This is a genomic window from Pantoea sp. JK, from assembly GCF_026130245.1.
In the GTDB taxonomy this organism is placed as follows: Bacteria; Pseudomonadota; Gammaproteobacteria; order Enterobacterales; family Enterobacteriaceae; genus Pantoea; species Pantoea trifolii.
In genome coordinates, this window is the sequence record NZ_JAINFN010000021.1 from 1 (window position 1) to 4,478 (window position 4,478).

At 48.9% G+C, this 4,478-nt stretch carries 4 protein-coding genes; 1 reads left to right on the forward strand and 3 read right to left on the reverse strand.

What is annotated here, in order from left to right; all coding sequences use genetic code 11:
* Positions 1–168: 168 nt before the first annotated feature.
* Complete coding sequence (locus PanJK_RS23930) at positions 169–708, forward strand: GNAT family N-acetyltransferase (protein WP_265303503.1); 540 nt, start codon at positions 169–171, stop codon at positions 706–708.
* Between the two features lie 168 nt (positions 709–876).
* Here the strand turns inward: PanJK_RS23930 and PanJK_RS23935 are convergent, their stop codons facing one another.
* From PanJK_RS23935 to PanJK_RS23945, 3 genes are all read right to left on the reverse strand, one after another.
* Entirely contained in the window at positions 877–2,421 is a 1,545-nt protein-coding gene (locus PanJK_RS23935) for a methyl-accepting chemotaxis protein (RefSeq protein ID WP_265303504.1), read from the reverse strand.
* 471 nt (positions 2,422–2,892) lie between these two features.
* A complete protein-coding gene (locus PanJK_RS23940; protein WP_265303505.1) occupies positions 2,893–4,146 on the reverse strand; it encodes a sensor domain-containing diguanylate cyclase in 1,254 nt (417 codons plus the stop codon).
* A gap of 164 nt (positions 4,147–4,310) precedes the next feature.
* On the reverse strand, positions 4,311–4,478 hold a 168-nt coding region (locus tag PanJK_RS23945), incomplete at its 5' end, for a helix-turn-helix domain-containing protein (protein ID WP_265303507.1).

Genomic DNA, 4,478 nt, shown 5'->3' on the forward strand with positions numbered 1-4,478 from the left:
CTTCGTGCTGCCAACCCGGCGGACGAGACATTATCCGCGAGCGGTGAAAAAGAAGCCGAAACGCTATGCGTTCCGGCATGATTAAGTCTTAACTGACGAGCATTACGCCATTTATGGCGACCTGGTTTAACTTAATTCACTTTCGCATCCGATAAACGAAGGTGAAATTTGACCACTAAGCTGCATCTCGAAACCCTTAGACTCACCTGCTCGCAGATCACCGAAGACGACAGGGATTTCTTTCGTCAGCTCCAGCTCTCGCCACAGGTCATGCATTACATTGCCGATGCAAAATCTGAAGAAAAAATTCACGCCGACTTCACAGCAAGATTGCCGCTCTGGTCGCCACGCAGCGCGCATTGGTTGTGTCTGGTGGTGCGGGAGAAACAATCGGGCAATTGCATCGGTGTTAACGGCTATATTCATCGCGATAGCGACTGTGCCGAAGTTGGCTTTCTGTTCGCACCAGAAGCGCAAGGCAAAGGCTATGCACACGAATCGCTTCGCGCCATTTGTGACTATGCGTTCGGCGAAGGCGGCATTCGACGTTTGAGTGCCACTGTCACCGCAGGCAATACGCCCTCTCGTCGACTGCTGGAAAAAGTTGGTTTTGTATTAGAAGGTGAGCTGCGGGAAAGTTACTGGCTGAGAAATGCGTGGCATAACGATTGGCTGTTTGGGCTGCTGCGTGGGGAATATGGGTTGTAATGGAGGTGTTATCCACTTTGCGGTAATCGGATTTGGTTAGCGACTTAGCTATAGGCTAACGGGTAGAGCCACAGAATAAGCATGCCTGAGGCTGATTCTCACGGAGTCGTAGGCAAAAGATAAAATAATGCGGGGCCCAGACTAGGGCCCCAACGTAAATGAGATTTATTACACCTGGAATGCTTCAACCATGCCACGTAAAGCATGCGCCTGAGCAGAAAGCTCTTGTGACGCAGAGGAGGATTCTTCAACCAATGCAGCATTGTTCTGTGTTACGCCGTCCATTTGACTAACGGCAATGCTGACCTGCGAAATCCCCTGCATTTGTTCGGAAGAAGCCAGAGATATCTCGTCCATCGCATCCGCGAGCTCACCTACCATGCTGACGATTTTCATGATGCTCTGGCCGGTTCCTGTCGCCACATTCACTCCACTTTCCACCTGCCCTACGGCCTGCTCAATAAGGTGTTTTATATCCCGCGCAGCAGTCGCACTTCGTTGTGCTAGCGTTCTGACTTCACCGGCAACCACGGCAAATCCCCTTCCTTCCTCACCGGCGCGAGCAGCTTCAACGGCGGCATTGAGTGCAAGAATATTGGTCTGGAAGGCAATGCTTTCAATGACTGAAGTAATATCCCTCACTTTTGTCGCGCTTAGAGAAATCTCGTTCATCGTATCCGACATTTTCTGCACATCTGCCTCGCCTGCTCGCGCCAGATCTGCTGTCCCACGTGCAACTTGTGCCGTCTGTTGCGCACCTGCAGTGTTACTTTTCACCGTTGCCGTAAGTTGCTCCATACTTGCGGCCGTTTCCTGAAGCGCAGCGGCCTGCTGTTCAGTACGTGATGAAAGTTCTGTGTTGCCTTTCGATATCTCATCTGCGGCTAAAGCAACAGATCCAGCCGAGTCTTTAATTTGTGATACCAGCCCACGTAGACTCTCCTGCATACGATCTAACGATGCCAGTAGGCTGTGCTTATCGTTACGGCGCAAGGTTATTGAGGTTGTCAGATTCCCCGCGGCGATGGCTGCCGCAAGTTCTTGTGCCTGGGCGGGCTCGCCGCCTAGCTGACGCATCAGTACGCGTACGATGAAATAACCGGTCACCCCAGAAATAATCACCGAGAATGCCGCCATTATTAATAAAATAAACGCTGTGCGTGTCGTGGATGCACTATTCTCAGCCATTGTCTCCTTGCTGAGTGTCATTTCGATATTCGTCAGCGCATCCAGCGCTCCCATTAATGCCTGCTGCGCCGGTCGTGCAGTTTTCAAGAGGTAAACCGTTGCTTCCTGCTGACGGTTATCGAGTCCCATCTTCCCTGCGATCATTAAGGTCTCCATCGCGGCGCTCTCTGAGGAAACGACCTTATCAAGAGCCTCCTTCCCTTGAGATGAAACATTGATCGTCATGCTTTCCACCAGCTCACGACGCTTATCAATATAATTTTTCTGCTGCGAGATTAATCTTTGCCATTCAGGCTGCATTTCTACGGGATCGCTCAGTAACGCCAGGTTGCGAACAGCAATAGCCATATCTCGAGCAATTCCTCGCATATCCTGAACCAGCGTAAAGCGCTTCATCTTGTTATTAACCGTATCTTCCATCCCATCCCGCGCCTGCCATAATGCGTTCAGAGCAATCCCCGTGCACAATACGAAAAGAATAATGAGCAGACTGAAACCCGCAGCCAGGCGTGTAGATATTTTCATTTATAATTCTCTAAAAGTTCAAGATGATTTGCAGAAGAACAGAAATTATAGACAGTGAAATTAACCCTGCCTGCGCGGCAAATTAATAAGGGCTTCACTCAAATTTATCACGCCCGGAAATTATAAGAACCACTTTAGTTACCACGAATAACTTAAGTTAAATTAAGCCTTTTCAAAGCATTAATTTAAATTAAATTCACCCATCACTAAATTTAAATTAATATTTTGGGGGGGGGGGAAATTTTCTCTTTTTTTAGTTACATTATTTTAGAAACGAAGAACGTCTTAAAAACAGGTGTAAAATAAGAACAATTTCCCTTAAATTGCGCTCTTATTCTTTCTCTGATTGGCTTAAAAAGGGCATCACTGCTACCTGTAATGCCAGTAGAAGTCAAAATCATACTGGAAGTCGGGCCTTTTATGCCCAAACGGTGTCAACGATGTTCGCCATGGCCTCTTCTGGCAAATTTCTTACAACGGCAGCGTATCAGGTCGGAAAAATTGATATGACCCATCACGTCGTGCTTTAGCCTGATACATCGCTTTATCGGCATTGTCGAATAACGTTTTGGCCGTTTTCGTCCCGAAACGCGCAAGGCTGATACCAATCGATGCTCCGATCTTTACTTCCACGCCACTAATAGAAAAAGGAGCTTTCAGGCCGTCTATGAGGCGCAGTGCAATACCGGCTGCAGCATCATGACTACTGCACTTTGCTGCCACGACAAACTCGTCTCCTCCCTGGCGTGCTAACGAGTCGCCTTGGCGCATGCAACTTTGTAGCCGTTCGCTTACCTGCTGCAGCAACATATCACCCATTGCGTGCCCCATCGAATCGTTAACGGCTTTGAATCCATTTAGATCGATAAACAGTACAGTCGTATACGAAGGATCTTCTACGTGCGTCAGCATGGATTGCACTTTGTCGTTGATCCAGGCTCGGTTTGGCAGTCCGGTTAACGTGTCGCGGGTAGCGAGCCGCTCAAGCATCATCATCTTTTCTTTATCTCGGGTGATATCGCGCGAAACCAGCACTGCCCCGATATTTTTACCTGTAGAGGGATCGCTAACGCCGCAGGCCTTAGTACCAAGTGTAATGTAGTGGCCGTTACGATGCCGCTTGCGCACCTCAACGACGTCTGGTAACTCAGCACCGTTGAAGATATTTGCCAGAACGACCTCAGCAGGTGTTCTATCTTCAGGATGCAGGAAGTCCACCACCAGTTGGCCAACTATTTCATCGGATGACCAGCCTATCATTTCGCTATAAGAAGGAGAGATCGACACGTACCGGCCTTCCGCATCGCAGTGGGCGATCAGATCAGTACTGTTTTCTATCAACAGACGATATTCTGTCGCCGTACGCAGCGCGTCCTGAAGTGCTTTGCGCTGTCCGGTAACATCTAAAACGAAGCCACTAAACTGTGCATGAGAATCATTTGATTGGCATGCCGGCAGACCTGAAACAATCACATGGCGCAACTTTCCATCCAGACATTTGATCGGCACTTCTATATTAAAAGGCGTCCTAAACTCTAATGCCGCTGTCAACTGCAATGCGATTTTTGCATCTTCCTCTACCAGCGCGAGGCTAAGCCACTCACAAAGCGTTATGCCTTTAAGTAATGGCATCAGACCTTCAGGGCTTTCCTGGCTGGTAATGCAAATGCCCTGTGCATCCGTGGACCAAACGGCAGAAAATGTAGGTTTGAACGCGATATGCATGCTGGTGATTCCGTTGTTTGCTGATGATGCTGAACACATTTATTTCTGCTTCTAAACCCATTAGGTGCTAAAAAATGCCTGATAATGAGAACGTCAGGCTTTCTATCGCGGCACCGCTGGAGCCTGTTATGCGGCATCTTCGGGCCACAAGAGCTGATCCGGACTTATCGGCTGATTAGCTCAGGATCTTTAATAACGCCTCTCGCTGTTCGCTGACGCATAGCGCCCGGCGGATAGCCATTGATGCGCTTGAACGCTCTGCTAAACGCTGCCTGCGAGGCATAGCCAAGACGTAGAGCAACGGTGTCAATTGAGATCTTATCGTGAGTAAT